The organism is Streptomyces luteolifulvus (assembly GCF_008806595.1).
GTDB lineage: Bacteria > Actinomycetota > Actinomycetes > Streptomycetales > Streptomycetaceae > Streptomyces > Streptomyces luteolifulvus.
In genome coordinates this window covers 30935-47915 of the sequence record NZ_VZRB01000014.1, presented here as the reverse complement: position 1 = coordinate 47915, position 16981 = coordinate 30935, and the positions used below count along the sequence as shown (strand labels likewise).

Here is a 16981-nt window from a genome sequence, read left to right as displayed (position 1 = left end):
TATCCGACGGGTGATCTTGGGTCGGGCCTCGCAGGATGGTCCCGGCTGTCCGGCCGCAGGGCGGCAGGCGGGCAGCCGTGAGTGCCGCGTGGCTGAGCGGCGCCCGATCCCCGTATGCAGGGAGCAACCCCATGGCTGTGATGACGGAGACCTTGGTTCCCGCGCTAGAGGATGCCCACCATGCCCATGCCGTAGCGCTCGACCGGATGCGGGCCGATGCCGCGGTCGCGCCGCCCGGCCCGTACCGACTGATGCTGGAAAGCCAGGCCGACGACATCCAGGACGCCGTTCACCGTATCGAGCGCCATGTACGTCGCCTGCGCCCGCGCGGCCTGCTCGGCGGCACGGTCGACATCGCACGGTTCGCCGCCCGCACCACCGTCCGGACGGCGATGCTGCCACTGACGATCGGGCAGCGAACCGTGACGGGTCTGCTGCGCGGCCGGGGACCGGCCGACGAGCGGCAGCTGCTGAAGAACACCGAGGACCAGTACGCCGCCGCGGCGCGGGCGCTGGCTGCCACGCGGGCCGGTGAGGTCCTCGCCGAATGGGTCCACGATCGCGCCACGCTCGATCTGCTCACCGCGGTGCGCCGCCAGGACGAGGAGTTGCTGGCCCGGCTGGAGGTCAGTCTGTCCCAGCAGGCCCGTTCGGTGGCCGCCGCGACCGACGGCTTGCGCGTGGAAGAGGCGAAGAACGGCGGCCTCGCCGTTGCGGCCACCCGCACGGTGTGGGCTGTGGTCGACCGGTTGCGTGAGGCGGCGCGGCCGAGAGAGGACAGCGGGAGCGCTGCCGAGGAGTCGGTGGTGGAGATGTCCGGGGTGACCGGTACGGGTGGGCAGGTCCGAGCAGCGCAGAGCGGGGAGGAAGATCTGCCCATCGTCGGCTTCAGCCGGCTCAGCGTCGAGGAGATCGAGCGGCGCCTCAACGCGCTGTCCGAAGCGGATCTGCGTGTTCTCGAGCGCTACGAAGGCACTCACGCCAACCGCAGGGGCGTCCTGGACGCCATCGGCCGGCTGCTCATCCACCAGCCATGAGTGGGCCATGCCGCTGAAGCCCTGTGCACGGCGGGCCGGGGAAGCGAATAATTCTGGGCATGACGCGTCGACTCGCCGACGTGAGTACGTCCGCCCGGCTGGCCACGCCCGGTGAGGGCCTGGGCCAGGACGAGCTGGCACTGGCCGCCCGGAATCACGGCCTGCCGCTGGAAGCGATGCGCTACGACATCACTCCACCCGGTCTCCACTACATCCTGACCCACTACGACATCCCCCATGTGCCGGACGACGCGGCCTGGCGGCTGACGGTGAACGGTCGAGTGCGGCACCCCCTGAGCCTCTCGCCGGCGCAGCTGCGGACCCGTCCCGCGGTGACCACGCGCGTGACGCTGGAGTGCGCCGGCAACGGCAGGGCCCTGCTGACGCCGAGGCCGGTGAGCCAGCCATGGCTGGTCGAGGCCGTCGGCACGGCGGAGTGGACGGGAGTGCCCCTGCGGCTGCTCCTCGACGAGGCCGGAGTGGCGTCCGACGCGGTCGACGTCGTGTTCACCGGGGCGGACCACGGAGTGGAGCGCGGTGTGGAGCAGGACTACCAGCGGAGTCTCCCCCTCGACATCGCCACCGGCGACGAGCCCGAGGTGCTGGTCGCCTACGCGATGAACGGCCAACCCCTGCCACCCCAGCACGGCAGCCCGCTGCGACTCGTGGTGCCCGGCTGGTACGGGATGGCACACGTCAAATGGCTGCGCGACGTCACCGTCGTCGACACACCGTTCACGGGCTTCCAGCAGTCCGTCGCCTACCGGATCAGACAGGGGCCCGAGGAAGCGGGCGAACCGGTCACCCGGATCGCTCCCCGGGCACTGTTGATCCCGCCCGGTTTTCCCGACTTCATGTCCCGCACGCGGGTCGTCGCCCCCGGCCCGGTCCGCCTGGAGGGGCGGGCCTGGTCGGGACGCGCACCGGTGACGTCCGTCGAGGTGAGCACGGACAGCGGCGCGACATGGCACCGGGCCGAGCTCGAACCGGATCATGGACATCGATGGGCCTGGCGCCGCTGGTCCCGCATGTGGTCACCCGTCCCCGGCACGCATGTCCTGAGCGCCCGCGCCTACGACGAGGCCGGCAACGCCCAGCCGCTGGAGCAGCCATGGAACCGGGGCGGGTTCGCCAACAACCTCGTGCAGCGGGTTCCGGTGTTCTGCACCGACCCCACCTCCCGATAAGTCCGAATTGCATACATATGCGATCCCTGTTACATTTTTCCACGCGAGCCCTCTACCCGAGGAGTACGACCGCATGACCCACGGAGCCCACCCGAACGCTCCCACCCCCGTCCCCCACGTGAACCTCGCCCGCGCCCGCAATTGCGAGCACTGCCGCGGCTGGGGAAGCGTCGTCAACAGCGGCCGGTTCGAGCTCTGCCCGGTCTGCCAGGACTCGGCCCGGCCCCAGTGACATGGCGCCCCGCGGCGAGATCCCGGCTCTGGCAATCCAGCTCCCCGCGCCCATAGAATCAAAAATGTGTTCGATGACCTGCCGCCCAACCTGGAGCGCCTGCACACCCTGCGGGTGTGGCACGCCATGTGGCTGCGGCGCATCGACCACAAGATCGCCCTCCTGCAGCAGCGGCGGGCCGAGGAGGAACGCGGCCGGGTCAGCCGGCCGCAGCCGCCGGACTGGGTCGTCGAAATCGGCATCGGCGCCGACCGCCCACCCGTCCAGGTCCATGCCGACGACTGCCATATGGCCGGTGCGCGCCGCCGCCCCGTCAGCAGCGACGAGGCCCGTCGTCTCCTCACCACGGGCCTGAGCGCCTGCATCCACTGCCGGCCGGACACGAGGCTGCATCTCCTCGACTTAGCCGCCTGACGGCCCACGACGGCACACAGCTCGAACAGCGCGCCATCCCTGGCGTTACCTGCGGTTCAAGCGACTCGTGATCGTCGCCGAGAGGAGGAACCAGGCGATGACGACTGCCGTGCCCCCGATCAACGAACCCGACCCGTCCGCGCTGATCTGCCCCCGGGACCAGGTCGGCCCCTGCGCCCTATGCGGGCGCAAGACACACAGGTACGGCCGCGGCGGCTGCCCCCTGTGCCAGTGGTGCGCGCCCCCGGTCATGGAGCAGTGGGGCCCGGACGTCCACTACATCAGCACCCGCGGCAAGAACTGACACGCACGGCCCCGCATCCGCGTGCACAGATCCCGCCGCGCTCCGACCCGCCGCGGCCCGGACAACCGTCACCCGTCGCGCGTCGCGCGCTCGCCGCCCGGCACGGTGATGCTGGACATGGCGCCGGGTGCCTCAGAATCCGGGCCGGAACGAGGATGAGGCGGCAGCCCGATGACGATCGACGTGACCGCGGAGCGCGTGATCCCGCTTCCGCCCGAGCACGTGGCGGCCTACGCCATGGACTGGCGGCACGATGCCGAGTGGACGCAGGGCATCCGTACCGCGGAGCTGACCCGCGAGGCGGACGGCGGCGGCTTCGGCGTGGGCGCCGAGGTCACCCGGACGGCGTACTTCCTCGGCCGGCGTATCGACTACGTCCTGCGCGTGGCCGCGTACGACTTCCCCCATCTGCTCGACATGCTCTCCGTGGCCGGCCCGATGCCGATGCACGTCACGTACTCCTTCGAGGCCCACCCGCGCGGCACCGTCGCCCGCATCCGCGTCCAGGGCGGTAAGAGCGGCTTCTACCGGCTGGCCGGACCGCTCCTGGCCCGCCAGGTCCGCTCCTCGGTCGGCAAGGACCTGCGCGACCTCGAACAGCGGCTCGCGGAAGGAAAGTGAGGGCCGGTCATGGCGTACGACGAGATCCTGGCCAGGAGGGTGCGGGAGCGCTTCGGTACCGATCCCGAGATCACCGAGAAGCGTATGTTCGGCGGCATCGCCTTCCTGCACCGCGGCAACATGGCGGTCGGCGTGAGCCGCAGCGATCTCATGGTGCGCGTCGGTCCGGACGCCACCGACGCCGCGCTGACCCGCCCCGGCACCCGGCCCCTCGACCCGACCGGCCGCCCGATGCGCGGCTGGGTCCTGGTCGCCGGGAACGCGCTGGGCGACGACGATGTGCTCGGCCGGTGGATCGACGAGGGGCACGCCTTCACGGCCGGTCTGCCACCCAACTGACGTGGCAGCGGGCCTCAACGGACCTGCGCGGTCGGCCCGGTCGCGGCAGCGGCGGCAAGGAGCCGGGCCGCCAGGTCGATGTCCTCCCCGGTGGTCCAGCGGCCCAGCGAGAGGCGCAGGGCCGACAGGGCCCGGGCGTCGTCCAGGCCCATGGCATGAAGCACCGGCGAAGGCGTGTGGTCGCCGCTGTGGCAGGCCGATCCGGTGGAGAAGGCCACCTCGGGCACGGCAGCCAGGAGTTCGTGGCCGCGGATGCCGTCGATGCTCACATTGAGGGTGTTGGGCAGGCGCGGCTCGGCCGGTCCGTTGAGGTGGACCCGGCCCGGCAGGGCCTTGGTCAGCTCCGTGTGGAGGCGGTCCCGTAGCGCGCGGATGCGGTCATGGCCGCCGCCGGCCAGTTCCCGGGCGGCGAGTTCGGCGGCCGCGCCCAGGGCGACGGCGAGGGCGACATTCTCGGTGCCGGCCCGCAGTCCCCGCTCCTGTCCTCCGCCGTGGACGAGGGGTTCGAGGGTGACGCCGTCGCGCACGTACAAGGCGGCGATGCCCTTGGGCGCGTACATCTTGTGCCCGACGACCGTCAGCAGGTCCACGCCCAGCTCATCGACGTGCAGCGGGACTTTGCCCGCGGCCTGTGCGGCATCGCAGTGAAACAGTGCCCCGTGGGCGCGGGTGACGCGGGCGAGCTCGGCGATCGGCTGGATGGCGCCGGTCTCGTTGTTGGCTGCCATCACCGAGACCAGGACGGTGTGTTCAGTGAGCGCGGCGGCCAGGGCCGCGGGGTCGACGAGGCCGTCCTCGTCGACAGGAAGGCGGGTCACGTCCACACCGTGCAGCCGCTCCAGCACCCGGCAGGTCTCCAGTACCGCCGGGTGCTCCGTGATCTGCGTGATCACATGCGGCCGGTCGGTCGTGGCGGCCAGGACGGCGCCGCTCAGAGCGAGGTTGTCGGCCTCGGAGCCGGAGCCGGTGAACACGATCTCGGCCGCCCCCGAGCCGATGAGCTCGGCCACCTGCCGACGGGCGCGGGCGAGGGCGGCTCTGGGCTCGGTGGCGTAGGCGTGGGTGCTGGAGGGGTTGCCGAACCACTCCGTCAGGTAAGGCTGCATCGCTTCCGCCACGCGCGGGTCGACTGGGGTGGTGGCGTTGTGGTCGAGGTAGACCGGGCGGCCCCGCAGCCCGGGGTGCTCGGGGATCATGCGGCGTTCTCCGTCTCCACGGGCAACTCCGCGAGCCGCCATTCCAGCATTCCGTCCGTCAGCCGGAGCGCCCTGCGGCCGCGTGCGTGCAGCAGTCGTACGGCATCGTGGGCGAGGACGCAGTACGCTCCCCTGCAGTACGCCACCACCTCGGTCTGCTCCGGCAACTCGCTGATGCGGTCGGCGAGTTGCTCGACCGGAATGGAGAGCGCGCCGGGGATGTGACCGGCCGCGTACTCCTCGGCGGGCCGAACGTCCAGGACGACCACCTCCCCCGCCGCCGCGCGGGCGAGCAGCTCCTCGCGGCCGACCTCCTCCCCGTCGGCGGTGCCGAGATAGGCGGTCCGGGCGGGCTCGACCGCGTTCTGGTGGGCCTGGGCGACCCGGCGCAGCAGTGCGTAGAGGGCGGCGACGTCGTCCCCCGCGAGCCGGTAGTGAATGCGCACGCCCTCGCGGCGGGTGGCGACCAGTCCGGCCTGCTTGAGGGTCTGCAGGTGGGCCGAGGCGGTGGTCAGGTTGAGGCCGGCGGCCTTGGCGAGGGCGTCGACCGTGCGCTCGCCCTGGGCCAGCAGATCGAGCAGTTCCAGGCGCTTGCCGCTGCTCAGCGCCTTGCCGGTGCGGGCGAAGGCGTCGTAGAGCGCTGCCTTGCGTGTGGCGTCTCCCATGGCATCCTCCATAAATCCATGGAATATTGTAGATGAGGTCGGGCGCTGAAGCGACCCGTCCCTGTCATGCGACCTGGAGGATCCGATGGGCTTCGCCGACGATCACCTGATCCCGCTCGCCGACGCCGGGCTGGGCAACAGCGCCTACCTCGTCGACCTCGGCGACGGCCGCGCCCTGGCCATGGACGCGAGCCGGGATCTGCGTGCCCTGCGCCGGGCCGCCGAGCAGCGCGGACTGCGGGTCGCGTACGCGGCCGACACCCACCTGCACGCCGACTTCCTCTCCGGCGCCCTCCAGCTCGCCCATGACGACGACGCGACCGTCCTCGCCTCCGCCGCGGGACAGCGCGCCTTCCCCCATCGCGGCCTCGCCGACGGCGACGAGATGGACCTGGGCGGGCTGACACTGCGGGCCCTGGCCACCCCCGGCCACACCGACGAGCACCTGTCCTTCCTGCTGCTGGACGGCTCCCGCGAACTGGGTGTGTTCACCGGCGGCTCGCTGATCGTCGGCTCGGCCGCCCGCACCGATCTGCTCGGCGCCGCTCGCACCGAGGAGCTCGCCCGCGCCCAGTTCCACTCGCTGCGACGCCTGGCCGAGCTGCCCGACCAGGTGGCCGTCTGGCCCACCCACGGCGCGGGCTCGTTCTGTTCGGCCCCGCCCGGCGCCGAACGCACCACCACCGTCGGCGCCCAGAAGCGGACCAACCTCCTGCTGGCCGCGCCCGACGAGGACACCTTCGTACGGCGGCTGATGGGCGGCCTCGGCAGCTGTCCCGCCTATTTCCACCGCCTCGCCGAGGCCAACCGGCGCGGCCCCGCCGTCCTCGATGCCGCACCCGGCCTCCCGGCGCTCGGCACGGCAGAGGTACGGAGCCTGCTGGGCCACGGCGGTCAGCTGGTCGACGTCCGCCCGATGGCGGACTTCGCCGCCGGCCACATCCCCGGCGCCGTCTCCGTCCCGCTGCGCGACCAGTTCGCCACCTGGCTGGGCTGGCTGCTGCCCGACGACACCCCGCTCGTCTTCGTCACCGCACCCGGCCAGGACCTGACCGAACTCGTCTGGCAGGCGTTGAAGATCGGCTACGAACGTCTCGCGGGCCACCTCCCGATCGCCACGTGGACCGCGGAGGGCGGCGAGCAGCAGAGCATCGAACTCCTCACCGCCGACCGCATCGGCGACCGCCCCGTCCTCGACATCCGGCAGACCTCCGAGCACGCCGCGGGGCACATCCCGGGCGCGGTGGCCGTCGAACTCGGCGAGCTGCCCGCGCGCGGTGACGAGGCACCGGCCGGCGCGGTCGTGCACTGCGGACACGGTGAACGCGCCATGACCGCGGCGAGCCTCCTCCAGCGCGCCGGGCACCACGGCCTCGCCGTCCTCGCCGGCGGCCCCGGCGACTGGGCGAAAGCCACCGGACGCGATCTCGAGGAGGGCGCGTGACCGCCGGCAGCACCACCGCCCCCCACCGCGGCATACAGCTCGGACTGCGCGCCAACCTCGCCCAGTTCTCCCTCCTGGTCGCGGTCAACGCGCTGGTCGGCGGCATGCTCGGTCAGGAGCGCACCGTCCTGCCGCTGCTCGCGCGTGATGCATTCCACCTGTCCGCCTACACCGCCGCGCTGACCTACATCGTGGCCTTCGGCGCCACCAAGGCGATCACGAACTTCTTCGCCGGCACCCTCTCCGACCGGTACGGCCGCAAGCCCGTGCTGGTCGCCGGCTGGCTGGTCGCGCTGCCTGTGCCGGCGCTGCTGATCTGGGGACCTTCCTGGGGCTGGATCGTCCTCGCCAACGTCCTGCTCGGCGCCAACCAGGGCCTGACGTGGTCCACCACCGTCATCATGAAGATCGACCTGGTCGGGCCCGAACGCCGCGGGCTCGCCATGGGACTCAACGAGGCCTCCGGCTACGTGGCCCTCGCGGCCACCGCCATGGCCACCGGCGCCATGGCCGCGCACTGGGGGCTGCGCCCCGCCCCCTTCCTCCTCGGCGCCGCCTACGCCGCCCTGGCCCTGGGGCTGTCCGCCGTCGCGGTCCACGAGACCCGGGAGTACGCCCGCGCCGAGGCCGCACTGCACCCGGCCCTCAAGGACCCTGATCACCATGGCGAACTGACCACGCGCCAGGTCGCTTGGATCACCAGCTTCCGCGACAAGGCCCTGTCCTCCGCCAGCCAGGCCGGCCTGGTCAACAACCTCAACGACGCCCTCGCCTGGGGCATCTTCCCGCTGCTGTTCGCCGCGCACGGCCTGTCCGTCGCCCGGATCGGCGTGCTGGCCGCCCTCTACCCCGCGGTGTGGGGCTTCGGGCAGTTGTTCACCGGCTGGTGGTCCGACCGGATCGGCCGCAAACACCTGATCACCGCCGGAATGCTCCTCCAGGCCCTCGCCCTCGCCCTCGTCGCCGTCGGCACCACCTTCCCCGTCTGGGCCGGCGCCCAGATCCTGCTGGGCGCGGGCACCGCTCTCGTCTACCCCACCCTGCTGGCCGCCGTCGGCGATGTCGCCCACCCCGCCTGGCGCGCCCGCTCGGTCGGCGTCTACCGCCTGTGGCGCGACGGCGGCTTCGCCGTCGGCGCCCTGCTCGCCGGAGCCCTCGCCGACGCCTACGGCCCGACCACGGCCATCTGGGCCGTCGCCGCCCTCACCGCCGCTTCCGGCCTGCTCGTCGCGGCCCGCATGTACGAGACACACACCCGGGCGTGAACGCCGCCTTCACGTCCGGCTGGTCCGCATCGACACGGACACCGCGGCCTGGTGGCTGATCTCCCTGCGCCTGAGGGCGCAGGACCCGAGGAACTCTCGCTACGGGTGCAGGCCCGCCTCTCCCACGACGCGGATGCCCGTCTCCTGCCCCGGGCGGACCGACAGGGGGCCGGCGACCCTGATGCCGACCGGGGTGTCGTGGCCGTCGACGGTCACGGTCACCATCGCGTCGTGGCCGTAGTAGCAGATGTCCGTCACCGTGCCCCTGGCCGCGCCCTCGGAGTCCGTGGCGGTCAGGCGGAGTTGTTCGGGGCGGAGCAGGACCGTGCCGGTGCGGGTGCCGTTGGGCGGCGTGGCGAGGGGGACGGCGCCCAGGGCGGTGAGCGCCGTGCCCTTGCCTTCGACGGTGCCGGGCAGCAGCACGGCGTCGCCGACGAAGCCGGCGACCCAGGGGTCCGCCGGGCGGCCGTAGAGGTGCTGCGGGGTGTCGCACTGGGCGACCCGGCCGTCCCGTACGACAGCGACGAGGTCGGCGGTGGACAGGGCCTCCTGCTGGTCGTGGGTGACAAGGACGGCCGTGGCCCCGGTCGCGTGCAGGGCGGCCCGGACGTCCGCCCGCAGCCCTGCCCGCAGGGCGCTGTCGAGCGCATTGAACGGCTCGTCGAGCAGCACGAGTTGAGGCCGGGGCGCAAGCGCACGGGCCAGGGCGATGCGCTGCTGCTGGCCCCCGGACAGCTCGTGCGGCATCCGGTCGCCGTATCCGGCGAGGCCGACCAGCTCCAGCATCTCCTCCGTCACGCGCCGCCGTTCCGCCCGGTCGGCGCCGGTCAGTCCGAAGGCGACGTTGCGGGCCACGCTCAAGTGCGGGAAGAGGGCGCCTTCCTGCGGCACGATGCCGATACGGCGACGCTCCGGCGGAAGATGCACACCGGGCCCGCTGAGGAGCCGGTCGCCGAGCCGGACGGTGCCCGCGTCGGCGTGCAGGAACCCGGCGACGATGCGCAGCATGGTCGTCTTGCCGCAGCCGGAGGGACCGAGGACCGCGGCCAGCGCGCCCGCCGGAACGGCGAGTTCGAGCCCGCGCAGAACCGGCTCTGAAGCTCCGTAGGACTTGGTGAGCCCTTCGACGTGCAGTTCGTTCATGTCCGGTGCCTGCCTAGGAGGTACGAGGGGACGGCGGCCAGCAGGATCAGCGCGGCGGCGTAGGGGGCGGCGGCCGCGAAGGATCCGGCGCCGGTCTCGGTCCACAGCCGGGTGGCGAGGGTGTCCATGCCGGTGGGGCGCAACAGCAGGGTCGCGGGGAGTTCCTTCATGCAGACCACGAAGGTGAGCGCCGCCCCGGCGGCCACCCCGGGCGCGGCCAGCGGCACGGTGACCTCACGCAGCACCTGCCACGGCCGCCGCCCCAGCGACCGGGCCACGTCGTCCAGGACGGGCGGCGCCTGGAGCACGGCCGCGCGGGTGGCGGCCACCGCGACCGGCAGGAACAGCACGGCGTACGCGCAGACCAGCAGCGGGAGTTGCTGGTAGAGCGGGTAGGCGTAGCGCACGGCGAAGAAGACCAGCGCGAGCGCGACCGTGATGCCGGGCAGCGCGTGCCCGGCGTACGCCGCCTGCTCCAGCAGGCGTGCGCCGCGCCCCTTGTGCCGGGCGGCGATCACTCCGACCGGCAGGGCGAGGAGCGTGGTGAGGCCGGCGCCCGCCGCCGCGACCCCGAGGGTGGCCCAGGCGGTCTCCGCGAGCCCGCCCAGATCCCAGGTGGCGGAGCTGCCGGCGGTCAGCCAGTAGGCGAGGGTGCCCAGCGGGAAGGCGACGGAGACGGCGACCACGGCCCCGCACCACAGCAGGGCGAGCGGCCGCCAGCGGCCGAGGGCGAGCGGGACCGGCGGGCGGGCGGTGCCCGCTCCGGTCCTGGCGTGCCCGGCGCGTCCGCGTGTGCGGGCCTCCGCGGCCACCAGCGCGATCGTCATCACGACCAGCACCACGCTGAGGGCAGCGGCCGGGGTGCGGTCGAAGGAGGCGCGGTACGAGGTGTGGATGGCCCGGGTGAAGGTGTCGTACCGCATGAGGGACACCGCGCCGAAGTCGGAGAGCACGTACAGCGCGACGAGCAGTGCCCCGCCCGCGGCAGCCGGTCGCAACTGCGGCAGCGTCACGCGGAGGAAGGTGCGCAAGGGCCCGTGGCCGAGGGAGCGCGCCGCCTCCTCCTGGGCCGGGTCGATGCCGCGCAGCGCGGCGGCGACCGGCAGATGGACGTAGGGGAAGCTGACCAGGGTCAGGGCGAGTGCGGCGCCGCCGAACCCGGCGAGGTCCGGCTCGTACGACAGCCACGCGAACGCGGCGACGTAGCTGGGCACGGCCAGCGGCAGCGTGGCCAGCACCGACCAGGCGCGGGCTCCGGGCAGTGCGGTGCGCACGGTCAGCCAGGCCATCGAGACCCCCAGCACCAGGCAGGCGGCCACGACGACGGCGGTCAGGCCGAGGCTGCGGCCGAGGAGGTCGAGGGTGCGCTGGTCGGCGACGACGTCCCAGGCGTAGGCCGGGCCGCGTTCCAGGGCGCGGACGGCGAGGTAGCCGAGCGGCAGCAGGGCGAACAGGGCGGCCACACAGGCGGGGACGAGCAGGATGAGCGGCGGTCTGCGGCCGGCCGCAGGGGCGCTTCCCGTCGGGCGGCGCTTGCCCGGTATGCGCAGTGAGCGGGCCGGGCGGTGTGCAGGCTCGAGCCCGGCCGGGGCGGGTGCTCCGGCCGGGCGTGAGGTGGACGATGTGGGCACGGCGGATCAGACCAGACCGACGTCCTGGAGCATGGCCAGCGTCTGCTGGAGGGACTCCAGCTTGCCGAGGTCGATGTCCGGGGACTGGAGCGACTCGAACGGCGGCAGGTCTTCCACGGTGCTGGTGACGCCCGCGGCCAGCGGGTACTCCTTCGTCGTGTCGGCGAAGTAGGTCTGGGCCTCCTTCGACAGGAGGTAGTCCACGGCCTTCTGGGCGGGCTCGCTCTGTCCGCTGTCCTTGAGGATGCCGGCGCCCGCGACGTTGATCAGCGCACCGGGGTCCTTGCCGGGCAGGAAGTGCAGCTTGGCGTTGACCTTGTCCTCGCCCTTCTCGGCGACGCGCTCGTACCAGTAGTAGTGGTTGACCAGGCCGAGGGAGACCTCACCGGCCTCGACGGCGTCGAGGGTGGCGAGGTTGTTGGCGTAGGTCTTGGCGCCGTTCGCCTTGAGGTCCTCGAGCCACTTGCGGGTGGCGTCGTCGCCCTTGAGGACGCGCATACCGGTGACGAAGGCCTGGAAGGAGGCGTTGGTGGGCGCGAAGCCGACCTTGCCCTTCCACTCCGGCTTGACGACGTCGAGGACAGAGTCCGGGACCTTGTCCTCGGGAACCTTGTCCGGGTTGTAGGCGATGACGCGGACGCGCCCGGACAGGCCGACCCAGTCGCCCTCGGAGCCGCGGTAGGCGTCGTCGACCTCGTCGAGGGTGGCCTGCGGGAGCTTCTGGAGCATCCCCTCCTTGGACAGGGCGCCCAGCGCGCCGGCGTCCTGGGAGAAGAACAGCCCGGCCTTGGTGCGGTCGCCCTCCTCCAGGATCTGGGCCGCGAGCTCCGCGCTGTCGCCGTAGCGCACCTCGACCTTGGTGCCGACCGCCTTCTCCAGCTTGTCCAGAATCGGCTTGACGAGCTTCTCGTTGCGCCCGGAGTAGATGACGAGGGTGGTGTCGCCGCCCCCGGTGTCCTTGTCGTCGGAGCCGCACGCGGCGAGGGCGGGGAGCAGCAGACCGGCCGCGAGCAGCGCGGTGATCCGGCGAGCCGAGGGGCGTCGCATGGTGATGTGCCTTCCTGCGTGGCTCGCTTTCGCCCGCCGATCTCGGCGGAGATGCGAGCTACGTCCTGGGGACCAGCTGTGGCTTGTTTATGACCATGCTATGAATAAGGTAAAGCTTACCTAATCGTCAAGGGCTCTGGGCTAGCGGCGGACATTGCCGCGGAAAGGGCGCGCCCCCGTGATCCACCTCTCCGGGCCACTCCCGGCACCCGCCGGCCCGATCTCGACCCCGGAACCGCTCCCCCGGCCCCACAGCGTGCCGTTCGCTCGCGACCTCGCCCTGTACGGCGACCGCGTCGCGCTCATCACCCCGGACGAGCAGTTGTCGTACCGCGAACTGGCCGAGCGCGTCGCTGCCACCGCCGAGCGCCTCGGGCCCGTACGGCGGCTCGTGCTGCTCGCCGGAGCCAACCGGACCGACGCCCTCGTCACGCACCTGGCCGCCCTGTCCGCCGGCCACCCCGTCCTGCTCGTCCCCGGCGACAACGAGAGCACGATCCGCGCACTGACCGAGGCGTACGCCCCCGACGTCGTGGCCCGCCCGGACGCCGCCGGGACGTGGAACCTCGACGAACGGCACCCCGAGAGCGCCCACACCCTCCACCCCGACCTCGCCCTGCTTCTGAGCACCTCCGGCTCGACCGGCTCGCCCAAGCTGGTGCGGCTCTCCCACCGCAACCTCCAGGCCAACGCGGAGTCCATCGCCGCGTACCTCGGCATCGACGACACCGACCGGGCGGCCACCACACTGCCCATGCACTACTGCTACGGCCTGTCGGTCATCCACAGCACTCTGCTGCGCGGCGCCGCGCTGATCCTCACCGAACGGTCGGTGTCCGACGCGGGCTTCTGGGAGGAGTTCCGCGCAGCACGCGGCACCTCGCTGGCCGGAGTGCCGTACACCTTCGACCTGCTCGACCGCGTCGGCTTCGAGTCGATGCAGCTGCCGCATCTGCGCCGCGTCACCCAGGCCGGGGGCAGGCTGGCACCCGAACGCGTCGCCCGGTACGCCGAGTCGGGGCGCCGCTCCGGGTGGCAGCTGTTCGTGATGTACGGGCAGACCGAGGCCACGGCCCGGATGGCCTACCTCCCGCCGCACCTCGCCGCCGAGCGCCCCGAGGCCGTCGGTGTGCCGATACCCGGAGGCTCCTTCCGGCTGCAACCGGCCGACGGCCACGGCCCGGACGTCGGAGAACTCGTCTACTCGGGGCCGAACGTGATGCTCGGATACGCCGAGAGCACCGACGACCTCCGCCTCGGCCGGACCGTGACCGAACTGCACACCGGGGACCTCGCCCGCCGGACACCTGACGGGCTGTACGAGATCGTGGGCCGCCGCAGCCGCTTCGCGAAGATCCTCGGGCTGCGGATCGACCCGCAGCGCGTGGAGGCACTGCTGGAGGAGCACGGCGTCACCGCCTACTGCGCGGGGGACGAAGAGGTGCTGGCGGTGGCCGCGCTCGCCGATGCCGGCGAGGAGGCACGGATCCGGCGGCTGATCGCGCAGGAGTGCGGGCTCCCGTCCCGTGCCATACGGGTCCGGGTCCTGGACCAACTCCCCCGCCTGACCACGGGCAAGCCCGACTACCAGGCCGTACGGCAGCTCACGCGCCCCGCGCAGGAGGAGCCGCCCGACCCCGGCGTGGACCTCCTGCACCTCTACGCGGAGATCCTCGACGCGGACGCCGCCGAGGACAGCAGCTTCGTCAGCCTGGGCGGCGACTCGCTGTGCTACGTCGAGATGTCCCTGCGCCTGGAGGAGGCGCTGGGTCACCTGCCCACCGACTGGCACACCAGGACGATCCGTGAACTGCGGACCCTGGCGGCGCCCGGAGCGGAGAAGCCGGCCCGAGCGGACGGAGCGCGACCGCAGCCGAAGCCGGCGGCCTCAGCACTTGGCAGGACGCTGCGTTCCTGGACGACCGCGGAGTTCTGGACGACCCGCCGCACCCTGGAGACTAGCATCGTCCTGCGCGCCGTCGGGATCGTCCTCATCGTCGGCTCGCACGTCCAGGTCTTCGACATCAAGGGCTTCGCCCACATCCTCATCGGGGTCGCGGGCTACAACTTCGCCCGCTTCCAGCTGACCGACGCAGGACGCCGCGAGCGGGTACGGCGACTGTGGCGCAGCATCGCCCGCATCGCGGTACCGAGCATGCTGTGGATCACCGGGGCGGTGCTCCTGACCGACGCCATCGACCCGGCCAACGCGGTGCTGCTCAACAGCCTGCTCGACCAGGGAACCGACCGCTTCGAATGGGCCTACTGGTTCGTGGAGGCCCTCGTCTACTTCCTGATCGTCCTCGCCGCGCTCATGGCCGTACCGCTGCTGGACCGGCTGGAGCGGCGCCATGCGTTCGGCGTGCCCCTGGCCCTGGTGGGCATCGGCCTGATCGGCCGCTACGACCTGCTGGACCTGGTCACGCTCCGCCCCCAGCTGAACCCCGCGGTGGTCTTCTGGCTGTTCGCCCTCGGGTGGGCGGCCGCACGGGCGGTCACCGCGCGGCAGCGGGCGCTGCTGACGGCGGTCCTCGTGGTGACCATGCCCGGCCTGTTCCAGGACCAGCCCCTGCGGACGGGCATCGTGATCGTCGGCCTGACGCTGCTGATCTGGGTGCCGACCCTGCCCAGTCTCGGACCGCTCAGCGCGCTCGCGGGCGTCCTGGCGAGCGGTTCGCTCTACATCTACCTGACGCACTACCAGGTCTATCCCTACCTGCAGAAGGGCTTCCCGCTGACCGCGCTGTTCGCCTCGCTCCTGGTCGGCGTGGGCTATGCGGCGGTCGTGACCCGGGTGGCGCGGAGGGTCCGCTGGCTGTGACGGCCCGGTTTCCCCGTCCGGTGACGCACCCGCCTCAGACCGGCAGCCAGCGGTCGAGATAGGTGCGCAGGCCCGTCAGGTCCGTGCCGCGCGCGACGTAGCCGAGGTAGCCGTCGGGTCGTACAAGGCCGTGCGCGATGTCGGGCCAAGGGCTGTCCCCGCCGAGCCGGTGGACGGTGACGAGTCCGTCCCGGCCGTCCAGGAGCGCGGCGACGCGTTCGCCGGGCCAGAGGGAGGGCGGACCGGCGAGCAGGAGACCGTAGCCGGGCCCGGCCGTCCGTGCCTGGAGTCCACGGGGCAGGTCGGGCAGCCGGTCCCCGGCCCGCGGACCGCGCCACGGGGCACGGGAACCCGCGCTGGAGACGGGGCTGCGCCGGTAATGGATGGCCAGTTCACCGACCGTACGGAAGCCCCAGCCGCGCAGGGACCTCGCGCGCAGCAGCAACGGGGCGAGCCGAGGGGCGATGTGGGTACGGGCCGCACGGATCGCCGGGTTGGTGCTCATGGCCACGGTGAAGGCACGGTCGGTCAGGCGCAGAACGCCACGGCCGACCGGGGCCCGCTCCGCCTCGTAGGTCTCCAGCAGGTTCTCCGGTGCCGTGCCCTGGCAGACGTACACGAGTTTCCAGCCCAGGTTGAGCGCGTCCTGGATGCCGGTGTTCATGCCCTGCGCTCCGGCCGGGCTGTGGATGTGCGCGGCGTCCCCGGCCAGGAAGAAGGGGCCCGCGCGGTAGCGGGCGGCTCCCCGCTTGTGCAGCCGGAAGTCCGTCATCCACACCGGATCACGCAGAACCAGCCGGTCACCGACGCAGCGGTCGACGATCTCCTGCAGCAGCGCCTGGGTCACCTGTCCCGCGGGGGCGTCCGGGGGCCGCATGGTGAGCATCCGCCAGGTGGCCGGTGAGACGAGCGGGAAGAAGAACACCAGGCCGGCGGCCGTGACATACGAGTGCGCGGCACCGGTTTCCAGCCCGTCGACCTCCAGGTCGGCCAGCAGGAAGGTCTGCGGATAGGCGTGGCCCGCGAAGTCGATTCCGGCCTGGACCCGCACGGTGCTGTGGGCGCCGTCGCAGCCGACGACGTAGCGGGCGCGTACGGTCTCCTCCGTGCCGCCCGACCCCCTCAGACGGCAGATCACGTGCTCGCCCTGCCGCTCCAGGCCCAGCACCTCCGTGCCGCGCTCGACCGTCACGCCCCGCCCGGCCAGGTGCTCCGCGAGGACCCGCTCGGTCTCGGCCTGGGACAGAAACAGCAGGAAGGGGTACGCGGTGTCCCGGCAGCCGATGTCGAACAGCGGCACGCGCACCACCCGCCGTGACAGGTGCATCCTCAACTGCACCGCCGGGTTCCCCCGCGCGACCAGCTCGTCCGTCACTCCGTAACCGGCCAGCATCTCCAGCGTCCGTGGCTGGATGGCCAGCGCCCGCGACTCCCGCACCCGGTCGAGCGAACGGTCGACGATCCTGAACCCGGTGCCGTACGACCGCAGTTGTGCAGCAAGCGCGAGCCCGGTGGGCCCGGCACCCACCACCAGGACATCCAGGGGAGCGGTCATGGTTCCACGGTAAATGGCACTGGCGCCGGCGGCTGAAACCAGTTGTCCGGTGATCGCCGGGCCAGGAGAATCGGCATGGT

16 protein-coding genes are annotated in these 16981 nt (G+C 72.4%); 10 read left to right on the top strand and 6 right to left on the bottom strand.

Annotated features, from left to right (window positions below; all coding sequences use genetic code 11):
- Nucleotides 1-131: 131 nt before the first annotated feature.
- The 7 genes from F7R91_RS20905 to F7R91_RS20880 all read left to right on the top strand — a co-directional run bounded on the left by F7R91_RS20905 (nucleotide 132) and on the right by F7R91_RS20880 (nucleotide 4134).
- On the top strand, nucleotides 132-1037 hold the full coding sequence (locus F7R91_RS20905) for a hypothetical protein (protein ID WP_150950609.1): 906 nt from the start codon (nucleotides 132-134) through the stop codon (nucleotides 1035-1037).
- Nucleotides 1038-1096: 59 nt separating this feature from the next.
- Nucleotides 1097-2224: a sulfite oxidase gene (locus tag F7R91_RS20900; RefSeq protein WP_150950608.1), complete on the top strand. Its 1128-nt coding sequence runs from the start codon at nucleotides 1097-1099 to the stop codon at nucleotides 2222-2224.
- A gap of 73 nt (nucleotides 2225-2297) precedes the next feature.
- Nucleotides 2298-2456 (top strand): hypothetical protein, encoded by a 159-nt coding sequence (locus F7R91_RS42100; protein ID WP_191971574.1) that lies wholly within the window; start codon nucleotides 2298-2300, stop codon nucleotides 2454-2456.
- Between the two features lie 66 nt (nucleotides 2457-2522).
- Nucleotides 2523-2870: a DUF6233 domain-containing protein gene (locus tag F7R91_RS20895; protein ID WP_150950607.1), complete on the top strand. Its 348-nt coding sequence runs from the start codon at nucleotides 2523-2525 to the stop codon at nucleotides 2868-2870.
- 97 nt (nucleotides 2871-2967) lie between these two features.
- Nucleotides 2968-3174 carry a hypothetical protein gene (locus F7R91_RS20890; protein WP_150950606.1) on the top strand — a complete coding sequence of 69 codons (207 nt, stop codon included), beginning with the start codon at nucleotides 2968-2970 and terminating at the stop codon, nucleotides 3172-3174.
- 171 nt (nucleotides 3175-3345) lie between these two features.
- Nucleotides 3346-3795 carry an SRPBCC family protein gene (locus tag F7R91_RS20885; protein WP_150950605.1) on the top strand — a complete coding sequence of 150 codons (450 nt, stop codon included), beginning with the start codon at nucleotides 3346-3348 and terminating at the stop codon, nucleotides 3793-3795.
- 9 nt (nucleotides 3796-3804) lie between these two features.
- The gene (locus F7R91_RS20880; protein ID WP_150950604.1) at nucleotides 3805-4134 is read left to right on the top strand and encodes a TfoX/Sxy family protein; all 330 of its coding nucleotides are present in this window, start codon (nucleotides 3805-3807) and stop codon (nucleotides 4132-4134) included.
- A gap of 14 nt (nucleotides 4135-4148) precedes the next feature.
- Here the strand turns inward: F7R91_RS20880 and F7R91_RS20875 are convergent, their stop codons facing one another.
- Together F7R91_RS20875 and F7R91_RS20870 are read right to left on the bottom strand one after the other, a co-directional pair.
- Nucleotides 4149-5330 carry a cysteine desulfurase family protein gene (locus tag F7R91_RS20875; RefSeq protein WP_150950603.1) on the bottom strand — a complete coding sequence of 394 codons (1182 nt, stop codon included), beginning with the start codon at nucleotides 5328-5330 and terminating at the stop codon, nucleotides 4149-4151.
- Nucleotides 5327-5995 carry an ArsR/SmtB family transcription factor gene (locus F7R91_RS20870; protein ID WP_150950602.1) on the bottom strand — a complete coding sequence of 223 codons (669 nt, stop codon included), beginning with the start codon at nucleotides 5993-5995 and terminating at the stop codon, nucleotides 5327-5329. The genes F7R91_RS20875 and F7R91_RS20870 overlap by 4 nt, the downstream gene beginning before the upstream one ends.
- Nucleotides 5996-6080: 85 nt before the next feature.
- On the opposite strand from F7R91_RS20870, the gene F7R91_RS20865 reads away from it, so the two are divergent.
- Complete coding sequence (locus F7R91_RS20865) at nucleotides 6081-7439, top strand: MBL fold metallo-hydrolase (protein ID WP_150950601.1); 1359 nt, start codon at nucleotides 6081-6083, stop codon at nucleotides 7437-7439.
- Complete coding sequence (locus tag F7R91_RS20860) at nucleotides 7436-8704, top strand: MFS transporter (protein ID WP_150950600.1); 1269 nt, start codon at nucleotides 7436-7438, stop codon at nucleotides 8702-8704. The genes F7R91_RS20865 and F7R91_RS20860 overlap by 4 nt, the downstream gene beginning before the upstream one ends.
- 99 nt (nucleotides 8705-8803) lie before the next feature.
- Here the strand turns inward: F7R91_RS20860 and F7R91_RS20855 are convergent, their stop codons facing one another.
- Genes F7R91_RS20855 through F7R91_RS20845 form a run of 3 tightly spaced genes read right to left on the bottom strand, consistent with a single transcriptional unit; the run spans nucleotide 8804 to nucleotide 12525 of the window.
- Nucleotides 8804-9847, bottom strand: coding sequence for an ABC transporter ATP-binding protein (locus F7R91_RS20855; RefSeq protein WP_150950599.1), 1044 nt, complete (start codon nucleotides 9845-9847; stop codon nucleotides 8804-8806).
- Nucleotides 9844-11478 (bottom strand): ABC transporter permease, encoded by a 1635-nt coding sequence (locus tag F7R91_RS20850; protein ID WP_150950598.1) that lies wholly within the window; start codon nucleotides 11476-11478, stop codon nucleotides 9844-9846. Before F7R91_RS20850 ends, F7R91_RS20855 begins: the two co-directional genes overlap by 4 nt.
- Before the next feature lie 6 nt (nucleotides 11479-11484).
- Nucleotides 11485-12525 (bottom strand): iron ABC transporter substrate-binding protein, encoded by a 1041-nt coding sequence (locus F7R91_RS20845; protein WP_150950597.1) that lies wholly within the window; start codon nucleotides 12523-12525, stop codon nucleotides 11485-11487.
- Nucleotides 12526-12781: 256 nt separating this feature from the next.
- Between F7R91_RS20845 and F7R91_RS20840 the strand changes: the two genes are divergently transcribed.
- Nucleotides 12782-15346: an AMP-binding protein gene (locus tag F7R91_RS20840; RefSeq protein ID WP_225320711.1), complete on the top strand. Its 2565-nt coding sequence runs from the start codon at nucleotides 12782-12784 to the stop codon at nucleotides 15344-15346.
- Between the two features lie 34 nt (nucleotides 15347-15380).
- Here F7R91_RS20840 and F7R91_RS20835 read toward each other — a convergent pair whose 3' ends face one another.
- Complete coding sequence (locus F7R91_RS20835; RefSeq protein WP_150950596.1) at nucleotides 15381-16901, bottom strand: FAD-dependent monooxygenase; 1521 nt, start codon at nucleotides 16899-16901, stop codon at nucleotides 15381-15383.
- Nucleotides 16902-16981: the final 80 nt, after the last annotated feature.

Bases quoted from the DNA above. Each gene is read 5' to 3' on its own strand.
- F7R91_RS20870 (WP_150950602.1), bottom strand. From the start codon at position 5,995: ATGGGAGACGCCACACGCAAGGCAGCGCTCTACGACGCCTTCGCCCGC.
- F7R91_RS20835 (WP_150950596.1), bottom strand. From the start codon at position 16,901: ATGACCGCTCCCCTGGATGTCCTGGTGGTGGGTGCCGGGCCCACCGGG.
- F7R91_RS20905 (WP_150950609.1), top strand. From the start codon at position 132: ATGGCTGTGATGACGGAGACCTTGGTTCCCGCGCTAGAGGATGCCCAC.
- F7R91_RS20845 (WP_150950597.1), bottom strand. From the start codon at position 12,525: ATGCGACGCCCCTCGGCTCGCCGGATCACCGCGCTGCTCGCGGCCGGT.
- F7R91_RS20865 (WP_150950601.1), top strand. From the start codon at position 6,081: ATGGGCTTCGCCGACGATCACCTGATCCCGCTCGCCGACGCCGGGCTG.
- F7R91_RS42100 (WP_191971574.1), top strand. From the start codon at position 2,298: ATGACCCACGGAGCCCACCCGAACGCTCCCACCCCCGTCCCCCACGTG.
- F7R91_RS20875 (WP_150950603.1), bottom strand. From the start codon at position 5,330: ATGATCCCCGAGCACCCCGGGCTGCGGGGCCGCCCGGTCTACCTCGAC.
- F7R91_RS20900 (WP_150950608.1), top strand. From the start codon at position 1,097: ATGACGCGTCGACTCGCCGACGTGAGTACGTCCGCCCGGCTGGCCACG.
- F7R91_RS20880 (WP_150950604.1), top strand. From the start codon at position 3,805: ATGGCGTACGACGAGATCCTGGCCAGGAGGGTGCGGGAGCGCTTCGGT.
- F7R91_RS20890 (WP_150950606.1), top strand. From the start codon at position 2,968: ATGACGACTGCCGTGCCCCCGATCAACGAACCCGACCCGTCCGCGCTG.
- F7R91_RS20885 (WP_150950605.1), top strand. From the start codon at position 3,346: ATGACGATCGACGTGACCGCGGAGCGCGTGATCCCGCTTCCGCCCGAG.
- F7R91_RS20855 (WP_150950599.1), bottom strand. From the start codon at position 9,847: ATGAACGAACTGCACGTCGAAGGGCTCACCAAGTCCTACGGAGCTTCA.